Source organism: Corynebacterium marambiense (genome assembly GCF_016342275.1).
Lineage (GTDB): Bacteria > Actinomycetota > Actinomycetes > Mycobacteriales > Mycobacteriaceae > Corynebacterium > Corynebacterium marambiense.
On the sequence record NZ_JAEIOT010000004.1, the window covers coordinates 284,993 to 303,876 of the forward strand.

Genomic DNA, 18,884 nt, shown 5'->3' on the forward strand with positions numbered 1-18,884 from the left:
AATCTAGCGTCGATATGGGGGAAGGTGATGCGCCACACCGAATAAGCTCCGGGGGAAGGTGTCCGAATCCGGTACCCCGCATGACTAGAAGACGTGGTCCACATCAGCCACTCTTTGGCCACCGGCCACATCTACGGGCTATGACCGGCTGGTATCGTTTAAAAAGGTATGTCGGACTCCGGCACGACACGAATCTCCTCACAACCCTCATCAAGGAACGCAGGTGTGATGCCCAAGTGACGCTGTTCATCGTCCTCGCGTTGGCGGCGCTCGCCCTCGGGCTCGCCCCCTTCACGGTCCGTCTGTTCGACCGCCGCGCCGGCTGGCCGCTGGCGGCGATCTTCCTGATCGCCGCGGGGCTCCTGGCGCGCCACATTCCCCGACTGTTGGACGGGGAGGTGATCACTTACCGGCACGTCTGGGCCCGGGATTTCCTCTCTCCGGGGCACGATGCGGACTTCGCTCTGCGCGGCGACCCGTTGAGTGTGTTTTTCGCGTTGCTCGCCCTCGTCATCGGCGCGGTCGTCTTCATCTATTCGGCGTCCTATCTGCACAACAAGCAATCCAACGGTAGCTTTTACGTCATCATGTCCGCATTCATGCTTGCGGTCCTGTTGCTTGTACTGTCGGACGACGTCGTACTGATGTTCATCGCGTGGGAACTGGTGTCCATCGGATCCTTCCTGCTCATCGCGCGTGCGGGCTCAGGCGGCGAGGCCGGGTCTGTCCGGACCCTGATCCTGACGTTCACCGGCGGCCTGACGCTGCTCGCCGCACTGACCATCGCTGCGACGCAGGCCGGCACGACGGACCTCACCGACATCCTGGCCTCAGATTTCTGGACCGATGATCCCCGGTTGGGCACCGCGGTGGGTGTCCTCATCGCGATCTCCGCATTCACGAAGTCCGCGCAGTTCCCCTTCCACTTCTGGCTTCCGGAGGCGATGGCCGCTGCGACGCCGGTGTCCGCGTTCCTGCACGCCGCTGCCGTGGTCAAGGCCGGTATCTACCTGCTGCTGCGCTTCTCCACCGTGATGCACGACAACCACGTGTGGAACCTCCTGCTCATCACCGTCGGCATGTTCACCGCCGTGATGGCGTCCCTGTTCGCGATCCAAAAGACCGATCTGAAGCGTCTGACGGCGTATTCGACGGTGTCCCACCTGGGTTGGATCGTCGCAACCATCGGCATCGGCACGCCCTTTGCGTTGGCCGCCGCTGTCCTCCACACACTGACCCACGCCCTGTTCAAGTCCTCACTGTTCATGCTCATCGGGGTGGTGGACCACGAGGCGGGTTCCCGTGATGTGCGTCGTCTCGGACCGCTGTGGAACCGGATGCCGTTCACCTTCACCGGTGTCCTCGTCGGGTCGCTGTCCATGGCGGCCGTTCCTCCGTTGATGGGCTTCATCTCCAAAGAGAGCATGCTCGAAGCATTCACCGAGGCACCGCTGGACACCGCCGGTGTCTGGCTGCTGCTCGGTGCCGCCGGCGTGGGGGCGGTGTTCACCTTTACCTATTCGGCCCGCCTGGTACTCGGCGCCTTCGTCGACGGTCCGCGCGACATGTCGGAGGTCCACGAGGCCCCCGTCCAGCTGTGGCTGCCCGCAGCGCTGCCCGGCCTGGTCTCGCTGCCGCTGGCGTTCGTCGCCGCGTCCCTCGACGAACCGCTCGACGCCGTCGTCGGTTCAATCACCACCGCCCCGCACCTGCACCTGGGCCTCTGGCACGGTGTCACCGTTCCGCTGGGGATCTCCGTCGTGGTTCTGATCGTTGGTGTGCTCGGTGTGCTCGCACGGAAGCGGATCCTGCCGGCCTTCGACGGTCGCTCTCTGCTGCCATTCACGGGCAACATCGCGCTGCGCCGCTTCATCGAGTTGTGCGGCCGCTGGGGCCGGACGGCCGGCCGGATGGCGGACTCCTACTCGCCCTCCCGGCACCTGCTGTACCCGCTGCTCGTACTGATCGTCTTCGCCACGGTCGTCCTCTTCATGCCGGGGATCGACGGCGTGACCCCCGAGCCCCGGATCGAGGGCATCGACGACCCGATCGACCTCATTCCGCTGCTCATCATCGTGGTGTCCGTCTTCGGTCTCGCCCGGGCGCGCACCCGGCTGTCGGGTGCGGTCCTGCTCGGCACCACGGGTGTGGGCGTCACCCTGCAGATCCTGGCGCTCGGGGCACCGGACGTGGCGTTGACGCAGTTCCTCGTCGAGACCCTCGTCGTCGTCATCATCATGATGGTGATCCGGCAGCAGCCGGAGGAGTTCCACAAGACCTCCGCACGCCGACGCACCTCCTCCGCAATCCTCGGCGTCGCGACCGGCACCGCCGCGTTCGCCGCCGTCATGGGTCTGCTCGGCCGGCACGAGCGCTCAGACATCGCCCTGTACTACCTCAACAATGGCCCGGAGATCACCGGCGGCGACAACATCGTCAACACGATCCTCGTCGAGTTCCGTGCCTTCGATACCCTGGGCGAGCTCGCCGTCCTCGGCATGGCGGGCGTCGTCATCTCCGCGGTCGTCGGTTCCGTCCCGAGGCACCCGTTCCGGCGCGGTACCCGCCCGCTGTTCCTCCCGGAATCGATCCGCAACGCGCTCCCTCTGGAGCAGCTGCAGAGATATCTCGTGCCGGTCCTTGGTGTCCTGTCGTTCCTCATCTTCATGCGCGGCCACAACTCCCCCGGTGGCGGCTTCATCGCGGCACTCGTGGCCGGTGGGGCGATCATGAGCGTCTATCTCGCTTGCGGCACCGACAAGCCCGTCGTCCGCCCGAACACGCCCTTCCTGCTCACCGGCATCGGTGTGCTCACCGCGATCGGATCAGGGTTCCTCGGTTTCTTGGAGGGGTCCTTTCTTTACCCGCTGCACGGCCACATCGGCCCGGAGCACGTCAGTACGTCGATGATCTTCGATGTCGGTGTGTTCCTCGCGGTGCTCGGCATGCTCACCCTCGCGATCAACGCGCTCGGCGGGTACCTGCGGCCCGGCGCGGACAAGAAACTGCTGCCGTTCCACCGCGGTGGCGAGCACCCGCTACCCACCACGCCCGATGTGCGGTCTGATCCGAAACTCGACGATCCACGGCAACCGGAAACGTCAGCCACTGCCGCGTCCGCCGCATTCAGCGCGGCCCGCGCCACCGATCGCGACCCGGCCCCCGCCGGCGACACCGGTGGGGGCACCGACGGACAGAAGGGAGAGAAGCAGTGATTCTCGCACTGACCATCGCATTCCTGCTGGGCGGCGGCGTCTACCTGATCATGCAGCGGGGGATGGTGCGCATCGTGTTCGGTATGGGGCTGGTGAGCCATGCCGCAAACCTCATCATTCTCGCGACCGGTGTCGGCGCCTGGCGCGGTGAGCCCTTCGGTGGGCGCACCCCCCTCGACGAGGCCGCAGACCCCCTGCCGCAGGCATTCGTCCTGACTGCCATCGTCATCACCATGGCGACCACCGCCTTCATGCTGGCGCTCGCCGCCCTGGGCCGCTCCGACGACACCCGCTCCGCGGAGGACCCCGACGAGGAGTCCCCGCTGGAGACCCGCGGCCGAACGGCCGCCCCGGTCCGCCCCGGCTCCCACCGCGCGGCCCGCGTCGCCCAACGGCTGGCCAAGGAGGAGAAGTAGACAGTGAACAACGATCTTTCCTGGGTTCTTCCCCTCTTCGTCGCCGTGCCGCTGGCGGCCGCGGCCATCGCGGTGATCGTGCCGTGGCGCATCGTCCGAGACCTGCTCATGGTTCTGGTCCCCGGTGTCGGCATCATCGCGGGTGGCTGGCTGTTCGCCCACACTGCGGAGGCCGGCACCGTGGCGCACTCGGTCGGACTCTACGACGGCGGTATCGCGATCCCGTTTGCTGCGGATCCGTTCTCGGCGGTGATGATCCTGACCACCTGCGTCGTTGCCTTCGCCTCGAACATGTTCGCTCTCGTCGCCGGCGAGACCCGCGCCCGGTTCTACCCGGCGCTGACCCTGATGCTCACCGCCGGTGTCAACGGTGCCCTGCTCACCGCCGACTTGTTCAACCTCTTCGTATTCATCGAGGTCATGCTCCTGCCGTCCTACGGACTGATCGCCATGACCGGAACCTGGTCCCGCCTCGCGGGTGGGCGGATGTTCGTTCTGGTGAACTTGACCACCTCCACGGTCCTGCTCATCGGTGTGGCGCTCGTCTACGGCGTAGCGGGCACGGTGAACATGGCTGCTCTGGCTGGAGCAGCGGCGGGCAACGGCCCGCTCACCGTGGCGATGGGCGTGGTGGTCATCGCCCTGTGTGTGAAGGCCGGTGTCTTCCCGGTGCACACCTGGCTACCCCGCACCTACCCGGGTACGTCACCGTCTGTGATGGGATTGTTCTCGGGCCTGCATACGAAAGTTGCGGTGTACGCACTGTTCCGCATCTACACCGTCGTCTTCGCCCTGGACGAACGCTGGTCCTGGCTCATCGCCGTTGTCTGCGTGGTCTCCATGCTGGTCGGTGGCTTCGCGGGCCTCGCCGAACACACCATGCGCCGCGTCATCGCCTACCAGATGGTCAACGGCATGCCATTCATCCTGGTCGTGCTCGCATTTGCGACGCTCGACCCGGTCCGTGCTCTCGCGGCCGGCATCCTCTACGCCCTGCATCACATGATCACCGTCGGTTCCCTCGTTCTCACCGTCGGCGCCGTGGAGGAAACCTACGGCACCGGCATGCTGACGCGGTTGTCCGGTCTGATGCGTCGGGAGCCGCTCGTGTCTGCGGTGTTCGTGATGGGCGCGTTCTCGGTCGTCGGCTTCCCCCCGTTCTCCGGCGTGTGGGGCAAGCTGTACGTCACCCTCGCCGTCGCCCGGGAGGGAGACCTGAAGGCATGGCTGGTCATCGCCGCGATCATCGTCGCGAGCTTCGGGGCGTTGCTGTCCATGCTGCGGCTGTGGCGGGCGGTGTTCTGGGGCAAGGACATGAGGGAGAAGGAATTCCCGGCGACGTTGCTGGTCTCCGGATCCAAGCTCGCACCGGGTGCGGCACTCGCGGTGCTCAGCGTTGCGATGTTCTTCGGTGCCGGGATTCTCACATCCGTGACCACCACCGCCGCGGAGGGACTGCTCGACATAGACGGCTACCAGCAGGCAATCCTCGGAGATCTCTCCACCGCGGTGGGTGTCGTCGACACCGGGGGCACGCCCCTGCAGGGCATTGACATCCCAGAGGAGGTCCGCTGATGTTCCACGTGATCCGATTCGGGATCTGGCTGATCGGCCAGGTGTTCGCGGGAGCGCTCACCGTGGCCCGCGACGTGGTGCGCCACCGCACGCACATGCACCCCATCGTGGTGGCCTATCCACTGCGGGTGACCAAGGACTGGCAAATAGTGGCCCTGGCGACCTCCATCACCATGACCCCCGGCACGCTCTCCGTCGGGCTGCGGCCCAACCCAGACGGAGACGGCCCGGAGCTCCTCCTCGTGCAGGCGGTCTACGGTGCGAACCCGACCGAGGTGTTCGAGGGACTGGCTGACATGGAGGAACGGATGGTTCCCTCGGTCAGAGGAATCGACCATGGGGCGCCCGGTCAGGGTGCCGGAGAGGAGACCCGATGAGTGCGCTGACCATTATTGTGGCGGTGTCCGTCGTGATGATGACCCTGGCGCTACTGGCAAGCCTTGCACTGTTGCTGAAAACCCGTGAAGACACCACCCGGGCGGTGCTCGCGGACAAGGTTTTCTACACCATGATCGCGATCTTCGTGACGTGGACGATCATCACCCCGACGTCGATCTCCTACGAAATCCCGCTGCTCGCCGGCCTACTCGGAATACTGACAACCGTTTCCTTTTCTCGTGTCCTGTCGAAGGGACGTCGCTAATGACTGTCGTGGAGATCATCATCAGCCTGACCCTCCTGTTCGCCGCGGCGATGACTCTGGTCACCGCAGCCGCGATGTGGCGGGCCCCGGACGCCATGACGCGGGCGAACCTGTTGGGGCCGACCATCGGTGTCGCATTGCCGCTGATCATCGCCGCCCACCTCCTGTACGACTGGTCGACGACGGGTTTCGTCGCCACCGATCTACTGCGGGCGTGCATCGCGATCACCGGCCTGCTCGCCATCGGTAGCCTGTCCACCTTCTATCTCGGTCGTTCCATCTTCGCCCTGGAGAAACCGGAGGTGATCACCGCCGAGGCACTGCGTACGGGCTGCCACGGTAGACAGGGGCCGGAGCCCTCCGGAGTCGACGACGAATCCCAGTCCACATCAACCTAAGACGACAAAAACGAATGAGCCCCCACCGGAAAAACCGGTGGGGGCTTCTTCTTGTGTGGACGGGGTCGGGTCAGATCACGGTGAGCTCTGCGGCGCCGAACGCCGAGCTGAAGCGCTCACACCAGATCACCACGCTGTTCGCCGTGTTCAGATCGAGATCTGCGGGGATGGTGTAATTCTGGTTGCCGTGGGTGGCTTTGAGCTCCCCGAGGGTCACATATCCCGTGTCTCCCAGTGTCGAGTAGTCGCCGACCGCCGGGGTGAGGACGACCTTGAGATCCGGTCCATCGAGACTAGCCAGATCCTCCAGGCGTAAGACCCTCGAGCCGTCCGGGAGTTCCGCGATGAACGCGGTGCCGGAGGTGTCGTGATCCAGGGAGATGACCTGCCCTCTCTTGACCTTCACCGGCTTCACTGGTTTTACCGTGTCCACGGCGGCTAGGTCCGTGCTTTCCCCGACGGTGACCGTTTCATCACCTGGGGCGGTGGCGACGGCGTCGCCGGTGGAGGGAAATGCTTCGTCGACGCTGGACGAGGTGAAGGCGCGCCAGGGCTGGGTGAGCGCCAGGGCGATCCCAATGGCGATCACCATGATCAGGGCAATCAGCGCGATGTAGAGCGGTTTTCTGGCGGCGTTCTGTGTGAGGGGCATATCTGCTACAACCATGGATGACGTGTCTACATTCCCTGGTGGGCGATTTTCCTTCCCACGGCACAGAAAACGGCCCCGTGACCGAAGTCCCGGGGCCGTCCAGCTCACACCAGGTGACTAGCTGGCGGCGTCAGAACGGAGTTCGCGAACGCGGTTGCCGAGCCATTCGTCGACATTGGTCCAGTACTGGTAGACGTTCTTCTCCACCTCGCTGGTCAGGCCATCCATGGTGCGCGCGATGTTGCCTGCGAGACGCTCGCGGGCGGCATCGTCGAGAACCTCGCGGACGAGGATTCCGGCCTGCACGAAGTCGCCGTCCTCGGCATGCTGCACGTAGGCGCCGCGGGTGAAGTCCGTGCCGTGGGTGTCCCACAGGCCGAGGTCACCGGCGATACCGACGGTGACACCGGAACCGGAGGTCTCGCCGTCGTCCAGGTAGCCACCCTCACGCTGGGTTTGGTTCGGGGTGTAGACGGGCTGCTCGGGGGCGGCGAACTCGTAGGTCATCGAGCCGTCCTGCGAGTAGCTGTTGACCGGGCAGACGGGGCGGTTGACCGGAAGCTGCTCGCTATTCGCCCCAACGCGGTAGCGGTGGGCGTCGGCGTAGGCGAAACCACGGGCGATGAGCATCTTGTCCGGCGAGAAGCCGATGCCGCGCACCAGGTTCGACGGCGCGAAAGTGGCCTGTTCGATCTGTGCGAAGAAGTTGCGTGGGTTGCGGTTCAGGGTGAAGTGACCCACATGGATCAGCGGGTAGTCCTTCTGGGACCAGGTCTTGGTGAGGTCGAAGGGGTTGAAGCGGTAGCTCTCCGCCTCGCCGACCGGCATGATCTGCACCTTGACGTCCCATGTCGGGTAGTCACCGTTCTCGATAGCGGTGTAAAGGTCCTCGCGGGCGGAGTCCGGATTGGCGGCGACGGTTTCCGCGGCCTCGGCGTCGGTGAGGGTCTCCCAACCCTGACGGGTCTTGAAGTGGTACTTCACCCAGAAGCGTTCACCGTCCTCGTTGACCCACTGGTACGTGTGGGAACCGAATCCGTCCATGTGCCGGAAGTCCTTCGGGATACCACGGTCCCCCATGAGGTAGGTGACCTGGTGAGAGGACTCGGGCGTACGGGTCCAGAAATCCCACCGCATGTTCCAGTCCTGCAGGCCACTGCCGGGCATGCGCTTCTGGGAGTGGATGAAGTCGGGGAACTTGATTCCGTCACGGATGAAGAAGACGGGGGTGTTGTTGCCGACGAGGTCGTAGTTGCCCTCGGTGGTGTAGAACTTCAGCGAGAATCCGCGGACGTCGCGCAGTGCGTCGGCGGAACCCTGCTCGCCGGCGACAGTGGAGAAGCGGGCCAGCATAGGAGTGACGGTACCGGGCTGGAAGAGGGCGGCGCAGGTGTACTTCGAGACGTCCTCGGTGACGGTCAGCTCGCCGAAGGCACCGGAGCCCTTGGCATGGACGACACGCTCTGGGACGCGCTCGCGGTTGAAGTGGGCGAGCTTCTCGATGAGGTGGAAGTCGCGCAGGTCGACGCTTCCCTGCTGCCCCTGGGTGACCGAGTGGTTCTCGCTCGGGACCGGTGCTCCGGCGAGGCTGGTGGTGGAACCGTGGGCGACCGGGCACTGGCCGGCGGCGACGATGTCGTCGACGCTCGGGGTGCCGGTATTTTCGTTGTGATTGGTCATGCGGGTGAGTCTCCTCGACTGGGCTGGTGTGAGGTGTAGGTGAAGCAACCCTTAGGTTTACTTATCGGTTGCTGGTGACTCAAAGTCTATGCCATTTAATCGCGACATGCCAGCGATCCGACCAAGTACCAACTTTCGACGGATGCACGCGGCCGACACCCCTGACCGACGGACATGCGGGCGCGGCGGCTCACCTGTGCGCTGGTATATTCCAGGATGTGAAGTCTTCAGGTGAGAGCGATCGGGCGCAGCGGGACGCGCAGGTCACCGAGCTGGCACTCAAGGCCGGCCGCGGGGACCGCGCCGCCCTGGCGGATTTCGTCTCCGCCACCCAGGGGGATGTGTGGCGCCTGCTCGCGCACCTCGGGGGTCCCGACATCGCTGATGATCTCACCCAGGAGACCTATCTCCGGGTGATGGGCGCGCTGCCCCGGTTCGCCGCGAGGTCATCTGCGCGCACCTGGATTCTCTCCCTCGCGCGTCGCGTCTGGGTGGATAACATCCGCCACGACATGGCCCGCCCCCGGAAATCTACCGTCGAGTACCAGGACGCGGCCGCCGGTTCAGCAACCTCTGACTCGTGGACCGAATGGGTCGATGCCCGTATGTTGATTGACGCGCTCCCGGAGGATCGCCGTGAGGCGTTGATCCTCACCCAGGTGCTCGGCTACACCTATGACGAAGCGGCGAGGATCGCCGGGGTCCGCACGGGTACGATCCGTTCTCGGGTCGCTCGGGCGCGGGCCGATATTACGGCTGCCGTCGAGCCGGGTACCGGCGCCGGCCCTGGGGAGAACCGGCGCGGGGTACTGTAGCGGCGCGATCGCGATCCGATCGCTGGCAACGATACCGCTGCGCTATCGGCTTCTAATCTGACCGGCGGCGCCGGACGAGGAACATTCCAAGTAGCACGAGACACAGACCGATCACGGACAGGCTGACGACATTCGCACCGGTCTCGGGCAGATACCTGGCGATTCCCTTCGTCGGCCCTTTTTCGGGGTCCGGAGTGGGAACCTGTGGTGATTCCGGAACTGTGGATTCCTTCACCGTTGGTGCCGGGGACGACGATCCCGAGCCTCCAGGGATGGGAATCGGAATGGGCATCGGAATGATAATTCCGTCCGAGGAACCGGTGGAACCGGGTGGAATGACCGTGGGTTTGTTCTTCGGAACAACCCGCACGTCATAGGACCAGGTGGTTCCGTCAACGTCCGCTAGTGGTAACACAATGAGGAAGGGCGCGGAGACTTTGAAATCCTTTGACGGATCTGGTGGGGGAGTTTCCCGCACCCGGTAGAGCCCCTGAGGTAGCGTCTCGAACACCGCGTCACCGTCGCTGTTCGTTACGGCCGTATATTCTTCGATGACGGGGGCAGACAGGGTGTCTTCGACGGTAAGAGCCGGAAATGAATCCCACACCGATTGGTCTTTGAGGTCGTATCCGCCGAGCCTGTCGACCGTGAAGGTAGCCCCTGCCACCCCTCCCGGCGGTGGGGTGTCTTCCGGGACCTCGTCGAACGGGTTGCCGGCGTTCTTGTGAAGTACAAGGCGGACTGTACGATCAGCCTGAATAGCGGCGATGCTCAGTTTCCCGACGTTTCCGGTAACAACCTCAGCCGTTGCGAGCGGCGAGACTGCAACCGACAACAGGGCTCCAATCAGCGCAACGGTGGCTGCTCGTCTTTTCAGATCGTGTGTGTGCGTCAAAGCGTCCACCTGTCCTTGTCATCGTTTCCGGACATTGAGTGCCGTCCACGGGGTTCGTTTCTTCTCCCGGCTCCGAACAAAGCACGCCACAGCCATAGGAGCAGCAAGAGCAGTGCGAGCGCCGCGGCGGTGAGGGCGGCGATCATCCACCATTGCCAGACAATGCCGCCGGTCTCCTTGAAGGCTTCCCGTTCCTCGACCGGATCAAGAGGCACCCGCGTTCCGCGCACCAGGAGACGGTGGGAGTTGATGCCGTAGGGAGTGCAGGTCACCAAAGTCACCAGATCGCGGCCGGGAACAGCACGAAGATCGTCGGTTTCTTCCGGTAAGACCACCTTGATCTGGTCAACCTGATACTTCATGCGCTCGCCGAAGGTGTTGAGATAGAAGGCGTCGCCTTCCTTCAATTTGGTGAGGTTGTCGAATAGCGTGGCGTTGGTCAGTCCGGTGTGCCCGGTGAGAACGGCATGGGTTCCCTCGCCACCGACGGGGAGTGCTGAACCGAAGAGATGACCGACGCCTTTCTGCAGGGTCCGGTCGTCGGACCCGTGATAGATGGGCAGATTGACCTCCGCTTTGGGGATGACGATCTGCGACATCGCGTAGTCCGTGTTGAGTTGGCCAAGATACTCCTGGTACGCCAGATTGTCCTTACTGACTCGTGACAGCCAGGGGTCGAGGATCGGACCGTCGATATGCTCACTGTTGTACTGCCGTGCACGCTCTACTTGTTCGCTGAGCTTCTCGGGGGCCTGCTCCTGGATGACCTCGGAGTAGCGCTTCGCCACTTCGGTCTGACGGTAGTTGTTCCATTGTGTGGATACAACGGGATAGACCAAGACGGCGACGCCCACGATGATCAGGAGTGCCGGAAGAAGGATCGCCGAAGCTTTTCGCTTCCGCTCGCCCGTAGTACCCGCTCCAGGCGAGACTTCGGTTAGTACTTCGTGCGACATCCAATACTCCAGATCAAAGAAATCTAACTAAAAATGGTGGGGATCGAAGGCTCCCCACGGGCCTATTCTGGTGAGTATCGCACAAGGCTGATACCCACCGGATCTTCGATTACTCCAAAACTGGAGAAAACCGCAGAGTTACTGCCGGAGAGTCCCTAGGACTTCCGTGAGGAACGCTTCGCAGCGAAAGCGCCGAGTCCGAGAATCGAAGCACCGAGTGCCATCAGCAGACCCACACCGGCGCCACCTGTCGCCGGCAGCTTCGACGAGGTGCTCTTGAGGTTGGTGATGCTCTTCTCAATCGTCTTCTGTTCCGTTCCGCTATCCACGGTGGTGTCCGTCACCTCGACGACGATCGGCTCAACGAGCAGTTCATGCCCCTCCGGAGCCTTGACCTCCTCGAGGCAGTACTTGTACGAGCCGGACTCGGGAACGCGGACAGATTCGATCAGGATCGAACCTTCACTACCTTCGGTGGTCCAGGAGGACTGTCCGCCGACGGTCAGCGCAGTAGACATAAAGGTGCTGGCATCCGTACAACGGTAGAGCTTGAACTCCGCACCGGCGAGCTTGGTGGCGTCTTCGGAGACCTTGTTGATCTTGATGTTCGCCCAGCGGGCCGGCACCTTGGGGCTCGTGCCACCCGCGGGGTCGGTGGGCTTGTTCGGGACGATCGACCCAGGATTGGTCGGGTTTGCCGGGTCGTCGGAATCGCCGCCCGGGTTGGACGGATCACTGATGGGCTTCACCTTGTACGAGACGGTACCTTCGTTGGCAGTTTTGCCGTCGAACGTTCCGATCTTTTGGACCGTCGCAGGCAGCAAAACGCTCACCTCGTCGTCGTCGCCAGCGTCGCGCAGCTTGATAAGGCCCGCGTTGGTGAACTCGACTGCCACGTCTTGGCTCTTACCGGCGGTCGAGGAGACCGGGCTTTTGACTACGTAGTCATCACTTTCGGTCAGAGTCGTCGTGCCAATCTTGACGACCACCTTGTTCGCATCGGTATTGGTCAATTTCAACTCATCCGGAAGCTGGTCCTCGAAAGCGAAGTAGCTGAGGTATGAGCGGTTCTTGTCGAAGGGCGGGCGAGCCGTGGTGATTTTGTATTTGATGATGTCACCGGCGTTGGCATCCTGGCCGTCAACGATCTCCTTGGTGACTGTCGTACGGGTGTTCTTCGGGTATGCGACGACGTCGTAGTTCCAGCTGTTGAGGTTCGCCGGATCGGTCATCGGAAGGAACACGATGAAGGGATCTGTCTTGACGACGCCCTCGGGTGCATCGGTCTCCGTGACGACGTAGGCACCCACGCCACTGAGATCAGTGTTGCTGAATACTACGGTTCCGTCGGAACCCGTCGTCTTCGTAATCGGAGTGCTTCCCGTGGTGTCAGCGCTTTCGGGAGTCAGGGCGGCTGCCGCCTTGAACCCGGCTGCCGTGTTGATATCGGCGCGGATCTTCCTGAGTTCGAAAGTCACGCCAGCGAGCGGGGTTCCGCCAACGTTGGTGTCTTCCTTGCCCGTTGGATCATTCTTCGTGTAGGCGTTGACGCGCTTTTTGATCGTCAGAGACACGTCGTGGGTGGCGTCGATCTGTGCCTGCGCGGTGCGGACCGCGAGCGCTGCGGGAGCACCGATTGACGCCGTCGTGACGGCCATCGCGACGACGATGGCTTGTGTGGCGGCGCGCAGCGCGCGCTTGTTGTTCTGCATGGTAAAACCTTTCTTTTCCTTTTCAGGATGCGCCCAGTTGGGCGCGTTTGTGCGTAATATGCTGATCGTTGTCGGCCTAGCCGGAATAGCGCGACCGGTTGAATCTACTCGAGTTTCCACGAGGTACCGACACCGGCAGGACCTGCGCGCTGTCTTATCGACGACGATTTGTTCATCTTTTCTACACCTTACGTCCCCGACGGTTAATAAAGAACGCACCGGCAAAGAGAATCAGCGCACCGAGCCCATAGGGGGCAACGCCGAAGCCGCCTGACTTCGGAAGAAGCCCATCTAGTGCGGGTAGTTGAACAGCCCAGGCCCTGTCACTACTGATTATGTCCGGGTTAGTGGACTGACTATTACTCTGCATGAAACTTGCGTTAACCGTAGCGGTGTTGACGTGGTAGCCGTCGGAGTTGTACCTCATACGTTCGCCGTTTTCAATTCGCCATGAGCAGGTAATAGTTTGTCCCTGTGTTAGTGGCGCAGCCGGAGTGACCTTCACAGACGAGGAACCACTAGTGGCGATGTCCACATTCCGGTCACACTGGAGGCCCCTGATCGACAAACTCCGACCACTCTGTGCCTCCTCGCCGTAGCGGTCTCCGATGGTGAACCACTCGATGTCTGGTTTACCGAGGTTGGTCACCGCATAAGCAATCTCTACGTCCTTAGCTCCGGGGAGGATCGCGGTAGCGTGATCTCTATCATCTGCTTTTTCACCATTAATCAATTTTTCGAGTTCGATCCGCGGAATAGCAAGAGAGATACAAGCGTCAGCGTCGTTATCCGGTTCACTTAGGAAGTAGACGCGATTCCGAAGTCCACGTCCGTTATCGGAAGCCCTACATTCAAGGTACTCAGAGGTAGCGGATAAACCATCTTCTGAGGTGATCTGATACGTCACAAGCACGTCGATTGTGGCCTGGGAGTCTCCGTTAGCATTGGAGTTTCCCGGGATAGCAGCGAGTTCCGACTTGTTGAGTGTGAACGTCCCATCCGAGTTGTCTTGGAGCGTCACATCGCTCGAGCTGCTAAGAAGCCGCGTGTTCGAGCCGTCGGTGTTCCGTGCTACAACTTTGATCGCTTTAACCCCCGAGATTGGGGCAGGAGATTCAATAATCGATTCGGGTGTGCCCGCGACCACAGAGGTGTTTTTAACCGTCACGTTATAAGCGGCGGTGAATGTATCACCTTTCCTTCCTCTCGCGACAACGGTATCCGACACTGCGTTCTTCGACATAGTGAACGTCGCGGGGAGTTTCAACCAGGCTTTGTCACTGATCGGAGAGCCGACTGCCTCACTGCTTCCATTGAGTTCCTGATCACTGTCAACCTCGTAGGACGGGACGACGACTACCTCGTCACCGTGAATCCCGTCAACTATGTCGTCGGCATCAAGCTCCGCGGTACTTACGGTCCCACTACAGGTCACTTCCTCCTCTTTTGCGAGGGGCGGATTGAAAGTTACGACTCCACTTGCGGCGTCATATGTCCCGATGGTTTGAGTATTTTCACCCGAACAGGAGAGATTCTTAACTGGCACCTTCTTGGTAGTTCGGTTACCGGCACTGTCCAAGACATAATCGGTCACCTTGGCGGAGACGATAGCGCCCCTGGGAAGTTCAGACGTTGGATCATTGAGGTACTTCGGGCCGCGCACGCTGTTGTTGCGGATCACGTAAGAAACTTTAAATTCTGATGCGCCCGGGGGAATTGAAATGGTTTTGGCGCTTTTCTGATCATCCACAGACTGGCTGGGGTTAACGGGTGTTCCTTGATCATTGATCTTTTTCGTCACCGCCGCGTCGGCGCGTTGAATCGAAATACACACGTGTGCGTTGTTCGCGTTACGCACCTCAGCGATACCGTTTCCCTGCTTCGCGGAAATCGTATTATTCACACCTCGGCCGACGTTGTTTTTCGAGCGCGATTTTTCGCAGATGTAGGAATCTGCGTCGGCTCCTTGGAGAGCCTCGGTGACCTCATAGGTGACCTTGATCTGGAAGTTGCCTTTGTGGCGGGCCTTCAGTACCCGGAGTTTATCGTCAGCCAAGCGCCAGTTCAGCCCATCACCGTCGATGTCGACCAAGGAAACAGGCTGGTCTCCAACGATCAACTCATTCTGCGCGTCCAGATTGCCGGTATTACTTATCGGCGAATTGAACGCGGTCATCTCAATGACTTTTAGGCCGCGTGCGGTCCTGGGTGTGTCCGTGAGTTCAGGGACTTTGCCGTCGACATAGCCGGAATTTGTCAGCACTACAGTGTATTCGGTGTTGAACCGTTGGCCGACGGGACCGGTTACGACGCGGGTAGGACCGCCCTGGAAGGTCTTGAATAGAGTCAGGTTCGGTGACGCTTTAACCCAAGCGTTGTCCGAGACCGTCGCAGCACCACTGTCACCCGCATTCTTCTTGGCCGTTACGGTGGCCTCATTTCCGAAATATTTGATCGGAGCATCTGGGTTATCCGTATTCTGGAACTTTAGGTCAACAATGTTCTTCGTCTGCGTACAGATGAGACTCCGACCACGGACCAACGGATTCCTGAGCGTCACTCGAGCAGTCTTCTTGTCACTACTCAGGGCGACATCATTATTCTCGCCGCAATTCAGACCATCAAGCGTAAGGCCAGATTCACCAGAGGAAACCTCGAGCTGATTGTCAACCAACTCGAAATATCCAACCGGGATATCGCCAGTATTTGTTAGCTTGTAATCAACAAGAAAAGTTGGATAGTCGTTGTCGTTACCTAGATCGTATGCATCACTCTTATTATTAGCTTCGACGGCGGCGGCGGACTGAGACCGAACCAACTTGGAGAAGGTTATTTCGGGATCTACTTGCGGCGGATTGACGATGCAACCCTGTGTTTGTTTGAGAAGCTCCTCTCCTAATTTGGAAAAATCGGAAAGAGCTACTGCCTCACCATCATGAGCAAGACTTCCGGTAACGCGTTTCGGGGTTGAAACAGCATGAGTCGTTACATAATTATTTGATGCCCCATACGTACACGCATTCGGCTTGTAGACCAGACCGTATGGGTTACTTATAGCCGCCCATTTATTACTTGTCTGACAGGAGACCTTATTTAGTTCACTCTCCGGAACCACTCCGCCCCCTGCCAACCTATCACTATAGGTAACGCCCCTGGGCCGCAGAGACGGCAAATAAAATGACTGAGATGCGTTTTCACTCGCCCAATGCACGGTCGTACACTCGCCCTGTAAGATTTTCTTGCAGTTGGGCACGACGACGGAAACTTGCTTTTCCTCCCCAACATAGATCGGAATGATCTTGGTGTTTTCCTCAATCAGCCTGTCTGCAACTAGCTGAGCTTGCTTGAGAGAGTAACTTACGGCGTTGTCGCCGGGAGCATTACCTGGTCTGTTCGGGAGCCCATCCGTGACGAATAGGACCGAGTCATAGCCTTGACCTCTCACCTGTTCGAGACCTGCTGCCCAGTCAGTTGACCGGAAGCTGGGTTTACTTGTTAGTTGAGCTACTTTATCCTTCGCTTCTTTCGCATTCGATTCCGTAAGTATCTTGGGACCGAACTTTGCCTCAGGCACAACATTCGCTTGCTGAGCAAAGTTGTAAAGACCCAGTGTGGTTGACGTGCCAGCCAACTGATCGATCACGCTATCTGCCGCTTTTTTTATCTTCTGTATTCCGTTCGGATCAGCATCGGGAATACTTGACGAAACATCAAAGACAATGGCGATCTTGAGACCACATTGAAGTGAGGGATCAGCTCTGGGAGCGTTCTTGGCAACTCTCACATCAAAGGTTCCTACTGGCTCCGCAGTGCGAATAAGCCGGTGAACGTCGATATGGACAAGTTCATCCGGATTCTCTAAGTAGTACTCACGGAAGCCATTAGCCTCGTCCTCGGGCCAGTTCGCCAGGGCATCCTCGTATTCCTGAGGTAGCCGACCGGCCTGCTGCGCCGAGGTCTGAAGCTCCGGTGTATTGAGTCCGCTCGTCGAATCAATGATCCTCGATTCCGCGGCCGGTGCTTCCGAGAGAGTATCCGCCCCATCGACCGGTACCCACGGAGAAGTCGCACGATTCGGAAGACCTGCAGATGCGCGTTCCGGGGTCTCCACAGGGGTGCGCCGCTGCGATTCCTGGACCTCATCTGCGGAAGCATCTCTCGGCGACACCTGCACAGCCACAATGGCGATCAGGAGAGCCACGGTCGCGATCAACGCGAAAACTCGCTTTATGGTGAAGGTGACTCCACCCGCAGGGATGGTGCAGTTCTGTTGCTCACTCAAAACTCTGGTGCCTCTCGACGTACCCACCGTCAGGGACGATGGAACGGTTGTTTTCTCGCTTCAGGGGAATCAGCTCCGCGACAGAACCAAGACCCTTTGGTTGTTCTCCAGCAAACTCGTTTACTTGGCAGGCACTGATACTGCGCCTTCAGTGCGCACTCTGTGTCTGATCTGCCTTATACCGTTCGATGGTGGTCGCTCCGGCTGGGCACTGCGCATAAAAAAGGATACTCTCAGAAGATGGTAACATTTATCTTCACATATGCCAAGGCGGCATCTACAATATCTCCGGCTATACACCCTCGGCAGGACCAGTTAGTGAAATGACACAGACCCTACCCCTCTAGGGCAGATATTTCGCATCCTCCATAAAGCTATCCTTCATATTCCCCACAGCCGACCGGAAAAAAGACCGTGAGCAGGTATTTCGGCGTTTCCTCTGGATATATCGGAGATGGGGATTCAGTGCGTTACATCTACGACATACGGCAGAGCGGGACGTTTGGGTTGTCATGACCTGGGGCCCGTCCCGACATCCGGAAACGAAAACGCCGCCCCTGAAAGAGGAGCGGCGTTTCTTCGGTTTAAGGTTGCGTTCAGACCAGCAGTTCAGCTATCTGGACGGTGTTCAGAGCGGCACCCTTGCGCAGGTTGTCGCCGGAAACGACGAGCACCAACCCCTTCCCATCATCAATGGACTGGTCCTGACGGATCCGGCCGACGAGGGAGTCGTCACCGCCGGTAGCGGCGAGCGGCGAGGGCACGTCTACGACGGTCACACCCGGCGCGCCGTCAAGGATCCGGGTGGCCTCCTCAGGAGTGATGGGCCGGTCGAACTCTGCGTGGATCGTCAGGGTGTGCCCGGTGAAGACTGGGACGCGGATGCACGTCCCGGAGACCTTCAGGCCTGGGATACCCAGGATCTTGCGGGATTCGTTGCGTAGCTTCTGTTCCTCGTCGGTCTCGCCGCTTCCGTCATCGACGTAGTTACCGGCGAGGGCCACTACATTGAATGCGATCGGGGCGACGTAGGGGGAGGTGTCCTCCGGCGCGACAGCCGAGGAGTCGAGCGCCAACGAGGTGGAGCGGGAACCGACCTCTGCGATCTGGTTCGCCAATGCCTCCACACCGGCGATTCCGGAGCCCGAGACAGCCTGGTATGAGGAGACATGGAGTCGGTTGAGGCCGGCAGCGTCGTGTAGCGGCTTGAGCACCGGCATGGCGGCCATGGTGGTGCAGTTCGGGTTCGCGATGATGCCCTTGACCACGTTTTCCTTCGCCTCCGGGTTGACTTCGGAGACGATCAACGGAACTTCGTCGTCCTTGCGCCACGCGGAGGAGTTGTCCACCACGGTGGCACCCGCCGCGGCGAAAACCGGAGCGTACTTCTTCGAGGTGGAGCCACCCGCGGAGAACAGGGCGATGTCGATGCCCTTCAGTGACTCCTCGGTCGCTTCCGCGAGGTCCTCGACCTCGATCTCCTCGCCACGGAACGGCAACATGGTTCCGGCGGACCGGGCGGATGCGAAGAAACGGATCGTTTCCAGCGGGAAGTTGCGCTCCTCAAGGATGGCGCGCATAACGCGACCGACCTGTCCGGTTGCACCAACGACGGCGACAGTGGTCATGGAATCAGAACTCCTTT

General features: G+C 60.8%; 14 protein-coding genes. 7 read left to right on the plus strand and 7 right to left on the minus strand.

The window, feature by feature from the left end; translation table 11 throughout:
• The first annotated feature begins 236 nt into the window (after positions 1–236).
• The 6 genes from JDV76_RS01385 to JDV76_RS01410 are packed head-to-tail and all read left to right on the plus strand — an operon-like array spanning position 237 to position 6,247.
• Positions 237–3,215 carry a DUF4040 family protein gene (locus tag JDV76_RS01385; RefSeq protein WP_198735073.1) on the plus strand — a complete coding sequence of 993 codons (2,979 nt, stop codon included), beginning with the start codon at positions 237–239 and terminating at the stop codon, positions 3,213–3,215.
• On the plus strand, positions 3,212–3,631 hold the full coding sequence (locus JDV76_RS01390) for a cation:proton antiporter subunit C (RefSeq protein WP_198735074.1): 420 nt from the start codon (positions 3,212–3,214) through the stop codon (positions 3,629–3,631). The genes JDV76_RS01385 and JDV76_RS01390 overlap by 4 nt, the downstream gene beginning before the upstream one ends.
• 3 nt (positions 3,632–3,634) lie before the next feature.
• Positions 3,635–5,206 carry a monovalent cation/H+ antiporter subunit D family protein gene (locus tag JDV76_RS01395; RefSeq protein WP_198735075.1) on the plus strand — a complete coding sequence of 524 codons (1,572 nt, stop codon included), beginning with the start codon at positions 3,635–3,637 and terminating at the stop codon, positions 5,204–5,206.
• On the plus strand, positions 5,206–5,583 hold the full coding sequence (locus JDV76_RS01400; RefSeq protein ID WP_198735076.1) for a monovalent cation/H+ antiporter subunit E: 378 nt from the start codon (positions 5,206–5,208) through the stop codon (positions 5,581–5,583). Before JDV76_RS01395 ends, JDV76_RS01400 begins: the two co-directional genes overlap by 1 nt.
• The gene (locus JDV76_RS01405) at positions 5,580–5,849 is read left to right on the plus strand and encodes a cation:proton antiporter (RefSeq protein WP_198735077.1); all 270 of its coding nucleotides are present in this window, start codon (positions 5,580–5,582) and stop codon (positions 5,847–5,849) included. Before JDV76_RS01400 ends, JDV76_RS01405 begins: the two co-directional genes overlap by 4 nt.
• Entirely contained in the window at positions 5,849–6,247 is a 399-nt protein-coding gene (locus tag JDV76_RS01410; protein ID WP_198735078.1) for a Na+/H+ antiporter subunit G, read from the plus strand. The genes JDV76_RS01405 and JDV76_RS01410 overlap by 1 nt, the downstream gene beginning before the upstream one ends.
• A gap of 70 nt (positions 6,248–6,317) precedes the next feature.
• Here JDV76_RS01410 and JDV76_RS01415 read toward each other — a convergent pair whose 3' ends face one another.
• Together JDV76_RS01415 and JDV76_RS01420 are read right to left on the minus strand one after the other, a co-directional pair.
• A complete protein-coding gene (locus JDV76_RS01415; protein WP_232958703.1) occupies positions 6,318–6,914 on the minus strand; it encodes a DM13 domain-containing protein in 597 nt (198 codons plus the stop codon).
• A 102-nt stretch (positions 6,915–7,016) separates the two neighbouring features.
• The gene (locus JDV76_RS01420) at positions 7,017–8,579 is read right to left on the minus strand and encodes a catalase (RefSeq protein ID WP_198735079.1); all 1,563 of its coding nucleotides are present in this window, start codon (positions 8,577–8,579) and stop codon (positions 7,017–7,019) included.
• 218 nt (positions 8,580–8,797) lie between these two features.
• Between JDV76_RS01420 and JDV76_RS01425 the strand changes: the two genes are divergently transcribed.
• Positions 8,798–9,394 (plus strand): RNA polymerase sigma factor, encoded by a 597-nt coding sequence (locus tag JDV76_RS01425; protein ID WP_198735080.1) that lies wholly within the window; start codon positions 8,798–8,800, stop codon positions 9,392–9,394.
• Between the two features lie 52 nt (positions 9,395–9,446).
• On the opposite strand, the gene JDV76_RS01430 is transcribed toward JDV76_RS01425, so the two are convergent.
• From JDV76_RS01430 to JDV76_RS01450, 5 genes are all read right to left on the minus strand, one after another.
• A complete protein-coding gene (locus tag JDV76_RS01430; RefSeq protein ID WP_198735081.1) occupies positions 9,447–10,289 on the minus strand; it encodes a SpaH/EbpB family LPXTG-anchored major pilin in 843 nt (280 codons plus the stop codon).
• On the minus strand, positions 10,286–11,245 hold the full coding sequence (locus tag JDV76_RS01435; protein WP_198735082.1) for a class C sortase: 960 nt from the start codon (positions 11,243–11,245) through the stop codon (positions 10,286–10,288). The genes JDV76_RS01430 and JDV76_RS01435 overlap by 4 nt, the downstream gene beginning before the upstream one ends.
• Positions 11,246–11,400: 155 nt before the next feature.
• Positions 11,401–12,957 carry a SpaH/EbpB family LPXTG-anchored major pilin gene (locus JDV76_RS01440; protein ID WP_198735083.1) on the minus strand — a complete coding sequence of 519 codons (1,557 nt, stop codon included), beginning with the start codon at positions 12,955–12,957 and terminating at the stop codon, positions 11,401–11,403.
• A gap of 181 nt (positions 12,958–13,138) precedes the next feature.
• Entirely contained in the window at positions 13,139–17,239 is a 4,101-nt protein-coding gene (locus JDV76_RS01445; RefSeq protein WP_198735084.1) for a vWA domain-containing protein, read from the minus strand.
• A gap of 596 nt (positions 17,240–17,835) precedes the next feature.
• A complete protein-coding gene (locus JDV76_RS01450) occupies positions 17,836–18,867 on the minus strand; it encodes an aspartate-semialdehyde dehydrogenase (RefSeq protein ID WP_198735085.1) in 1,032 nt (343 codons plus the stop codon).
• Positions 18,868–18,884: the final 17 nt, after the last annotated feature.

Bases quoted from the DNA above. Each gene is read 5' to 3' on its own strand.
- JDV76_RS01410 (WP_198735078.1), top strand. From the start codon at position 5,849: ATGACTGTCGTGGAGATCATCATCAGCCTGACCCTCCTGTTCGCCGCG.
- JDV76_RS01400 (WP_198735076.1), top strand. From the start codon at position 5,206: ATGTTCCACGTGATCCGATTCGGGATCTGGCTGATCGGCCAGGTGTTC.
- JDV76_RS01405 (WP_198735077.1), top strand. From the start codon at position 5,580: ATGAGTGCGCTGACCATTATTGTGGCGGTGTCCGTCGTGATGATGACC.
- JDV76_RS01435 (WP_198735082.1), bottom strand. From the start codon at position 11,245: ATGTCGCACGAAGTACTAACCGAAGTCTCGCCTGGAGCGGGTACTACG.
- JDV76_RS01440 (WP_198735083.1), bottom strand. From the start codon at position 12,957: ATGCAGAACAACAAGCGCGCGCTGCGCGCCGCCACACAAGCCATCGTC.
- JDV76_RS01420 (WP_198735079.1), bottom strand. From the start codon at position 8,579: ATGACCAATCACAACGAAAATACCGGCACCCCGAGCGTCGACGACATC.
- JDV76_RS01415 (WP_232958703.1), bottom strand. From the start codon at position 6,914: ATGGTTGTAGCAGATATGCCCCTCACACAGAACGCCGCCAGAAAACCG.
- JDV76_RS01450 (WP_198735085.1), bottom strand. From the start codon at position 18,867: ATGACCACTGTCGCCGTCGTTGGTGCAACCGGACAGGTCGGTCGCGTT.